Raw genomic sequence first — 3747 nt, 5'->3', positions numbered from 1 at the left:
TACATAATATTCTTTCAGGGAACAAATCCTTGAACCCCATTGCTTTCAGCTGCTCTTTCATCTTATCCGTCAGGTTCAGGTACCAGAACACCTTCCCCTGTCCTGCACTCGCCACCTCGACATATTCAACACGTTTCAGTGCAGGGATTACACCTGGTTTGATCCTTTATTCACACCACAGATCAGATTCCATCCAAGCGCCTTAGTATCCAAAACAGACTCTTCCGAGGTATTTCCCCGGTCCCAGATCAGTGTTTCTGGCTCATATGAGAGATCCAGCAGCTGTAACAGGAGATCCTTTACCGATGACATGAATTATTATTACCGGGCAAAAAAAAATGAAACCGGCACTTCATACCATTTTGAGACGATGATACAGAGATTGATCTGTTTATAGTTCGCCTTTTTTGAATTGTACCCCTCCTCTCCAAGCTCATCGCCGGAGTGCCTTCACAGCTGATAGCTTCGCCCAGTCAGAGTATGAGAACGGAGATGCGGAAATCAGGATCGACTACACTCCAACATGGCTCAAACATGTCGCCGTATTTTCCCGGATTGCTGAACCTGAGAAAGAATTGCTGCAAGCCCTTGAGCGCAATGACCACAAATCTGTTGAAGTCAGATGGGTGACAACCGGTTCTGCACTCTTCATCGTTGAGAGCCTCGTCTCTTCCCAGACAGTACACAAGAGATATTTAACGGTGTGAGCGGCATCCCAAAAACCACCCATATACTCAAATGATTTTTTTATAAGAATAGTTTTTTCAGGAGAATCCCGATTGCACAGTTAAAATAGTAAAACAGTTTTTCCGATGCGCCGACCGGGACTCGAACCCGGGTTTAGGCGTTGGCAACGCCTAGTGATAACCACTACACTATCGGCGCACTTCAGGCATCTCTGCCCTGTGACCTAATAAGATTAGCATTATCTATATTTATTCATGCCGATCTGGCTCGATGAGGACGATTGAAACCATAAGAATAAACTCCTGCTTCCAGATCATCTGACGAACCTGCACAGAGAATAGCATCGCCTCAGAAAAATCGTCATCTTAATAGTCCAGCATCACAAACAAAGAAGAAATGATCCCCCTGATCATCAACTTCAGCAGAAAAAATGTCATCATCTTCGGCGGGGGATCGGTCTCTGCCAGAAAAGCACGATATTTCCATGAAGAGGCAGAGGTAACGATCATCAGCAGGAGTTTCTCAGATGCCTGTATTGATCTTTCCACCAGAAAAATCAGGGCCGACACCCTGAAGTTGAGTGATCGGGAGATAAAAACCCTCATATCCGGGGCATTTCTCGTGATCGCTGCAACATCTGACAAAAACCAGAACGACCGTATCGGAAGACTGGCAGAAGAGAGCGCTATCCTCTTTAATAATGCAGATGGTGAAGCCGGAGATGTGATCATACCTTCAGTCGTCAGAGGCAGAAACCTTCTCATTGGTTTTTCAACAGGTGGTGGGAGTCCGGCCGTCAGCAGATATCTCAGAGAACAGTTTGAGACGACAGTGCCTGAGATCGATGCGATGGTCGATCTCCAGCGAATCCTCAGGGAAGCTCTGAAGAGTACCGCACTCCCCCAGGAAGAACGCGCCAGAAGACTCAGGGAGGCCATTGAAGATCCGGAGATCCGTGAGGGGCTTATGAACAACAGGGAAGGAACAATACAATTGGCATTATCGAGGTTCTGTCATGAGTGATCGTCTCCTCACCACAATAGCAATCGCAGGCCTCGATCACCACACTGCAAGTCTCAGGGATCTCGAGGGATTCAGGTTCCCTGACGAAGAAGAGTTCATACGGATGGCACGGACACGGTACAAAGGCGTCCTCCTCCTCCAGACATGCAACCGTGTAGAAGTCCTTGTGCAGGGAGATCCCGATGACCTTGCACGATTCATGCAGAGCCTTGGAAGAAATACCTTCACCATCCATCATGGCCTTGGCGCGCTCCGCCACCTCCTCAGCCTTGCAGCCGGAATAGACTCGATGATAGTCGGAGAAGATCAGATCCTCGGACAGTTGAGGAAAGCACTCCTCTCTTCAACCGGCTGTGGTGGAAATAGCCAGACAATAGACATCTGCATCAATACCGCCATTCATTTCGGGGTCATGGTCAGGCAGAAGACGATGATCAACCGGGGGTCCGTCTCGATCGGGTCTGCAGCCGTCAAACTTGCAGAAGATCTCCTCGGAACCCTGAAGAAACGGCATATCCTTATTGTCGGAACCGGGGAGATGGGACGGCTCGTCACCAAAGCACTTCGGGAGAAAGACCTCACCGCCATCTATGTCACGAACCGGACATATGAGAGGGCAGTCGAACTCGCAGATGAGATCGGCGGAAAAGCCGTCACCTTCAAAGACCTCTATCCATTCATCATGCTCTCCGATGTCGTCATCTCCTGCACAGCAGCACCCCACCCTGTTATCCACCAAAAAGAGCTCACCCAGACGATGCAGGGGCGGATGTGGCCACTTGATACCAAGCCAAAACCACTCATCATCATCGACATCGCCCAGCCAAGAGATACGGATGATACCATCAGGGAGATTCCGGGCGTCCATCTCTTCACAATCGACGATCTCAGATCAATATCAGAAGAAAACCTGCTTGCACGGCAGAACGAGGCTGAGAATATCCGTGAACTCATTGAGATGGAACTCGATACCTTCATCCAGCGGATCAACCGTGTTGCAGCAAACGACACCATCGCAGTACTCCATACATGGGCAGAATCGATCAGGATTCGTGAACGGGACAAAGCAATTAACCGACTCGGAACAGGAGATCCAAAGACGATACAGATTATCGACGATCTCACACGTGTCCTTACAAATAAGATCCTTGCAGATGCGACGATGGCAGTCAGAGTGAGTGCTGAACGGTGCGACCTTGAGACCGCTGGTATGATCGTTTCAGCAATTACCAAAGGAGAGAAGATATGTTTCCAGAAACACGATTAAGAAGACTGAGACAGAGGAGGATTCAACCTCTTCTCAGGGAGACGGAGCTCTTATGTACGGATCTCATCGCACCACTCTTTGTCGATGAGACGATCTTAAAACCAGTTCCGATCACCTCAATGCCAGGTCAGTCAAAAATACCATTGGGAGAGATAGCAAGGGTTGTAAAGCGTCTCTATGATGCAGGCATCAGGGCAGTGATCCTCTTTGGCATTCCAAAAGTGAAAGATTCCACCGCCTCATCAGCATTTGACAGCGACGGAATAATCCAGAAAGCTGTACAGTCGATCAGATCAACTGTCCCGGATATGGTCGTTATCACCGACGTCTGTGCATGCGAATATACCGATCACGGCCATTGCGGGATCATCACTACTGATGGTGAGTACCCTGACCTGGACAACGACCGATCACTCGAACTGATCGCCAGAATAGCAGTCAGCCATGCACGATCGGGTACCGATATCATTGCACCCTCCTGTATGCTTGATGGTCAGGTACAGGCGATCCGGCAGGCACTTGATGCAGAAGGATTCTCAAATATGCCAATCCTCTCATACTCGACCAAGTTTGCAAGTGCCCTCTATGGCCCCTTCAGAGAGGCCGCCGACTCAGGTTACTCTTTTGGTGACCGGACAACATACCAGATGAACCCGGAAAATGCAAGAGAGGCATTCAGGGAATCTGAGCAGGACTTCAGTGAAGGTGCTGATATCCTGATGGTAAAACCAGCAGGGTTCTATCTGGATATTCTAAAAGAGATCCGTACC

The 3747-nt window shown here is 49.0% G+C and carries 5 protein-coding genes and 1 tRNA gene; 4 read left to right on the top strand and 2 right to left on the bottom strand.

What is annotated here, in order from left to right; translation table 11 throughout:
* Nucleotides 1–147: 147 nt before the first annotated feature.
* Entirely contained in the window at nt 148–312 is a 165-nt protein-coding gene (locus Q7V06_RS07205) for a hypothetical protein (RefSeq protein WP_304840061.1), read from the bottom strand.
* A 95-nt stretch (nt 313–407) separates the two neighbouring features.
* On the opposite strand from Q7V06_RS07205, the gene Q7V06_RS07200 reads away from it, so the two are divergent.
* Nucleotides 408–707 (top strand): hypothetical protein, encoded by a 300-nt coding sequence (locus Q7V06_RS07200; RefSeq protein WP_304840059.1) that lies wholly within the window; start codon nt 408–410, stop codon nt 705–707.
* Nucleotides 708–813: 106 nt separating this feature from the next.
* On the opposite strand, the gene Q7V06_RS07195 is transcribed toward Q7V06_RS07200, so the two are convergent.
* Nucleotides 814–885 (bottom strand) — tRNA-Gly (locus Q7V06_RS07195).
* Nucleotides 886–1083: 198 nt separating this feature from the next.
* On the opposite strand from Q7V06_RS07195, the gene Q7V06_RS07190 reads away from it, so the two are divergent.
* From Q7V06_RS07190 to hemB, 3 genes are all read left to right on the top strand, one after another.
* A complete protein-coding gene (locus Q7V06_RS07190) occupies nt 1084–1710 on the top strand; it encodes a bifunctional precorrin-2 dehydrogenase/sirohydrochlorin ferrochelatase (protein ID WP_304840057.1) in 627 nt (208 codons plus the stop codon).
* Nucleotides 1703–2977 carry a glutamyl-tRNA reductase gene (hemA, locus tag Q7V06_RS07185; protein WP_304840055.1) on the top strand — a complete coding sequence of 425 codons (1275 nt, stop codon included), beginning with the start codon at nt 1703–1705 and terminating at the stop codon, nt 2975–2977. The genes Q7V06_RS07190 and hemA overlap by 8 nt, the downstream gene beginning before the upstream one ends.
* Nucleotides 2956–3747 (top strand): porphobilinogen synthase (gene hemB / locus Q7V06_RS07180; RefSeq protein ID WP_304840053.1); only part of this gene is annotated, 792 nt, incomplete at its 3' end. The genes hemA and hemB, both read left to right, overlap by 22 nt.

The organism is Methanocalculus sp. (assembly GCF_030651615.1).
Classification (GTDB): Archaea; Halobacteriota; Methanomicrobia; order Methanomicrobiales; family Methanocorpusculaceae; genus Methanocalculus.
This window is presented reverse-complemented; position numbering and strand designations above follow the sequence as displayed.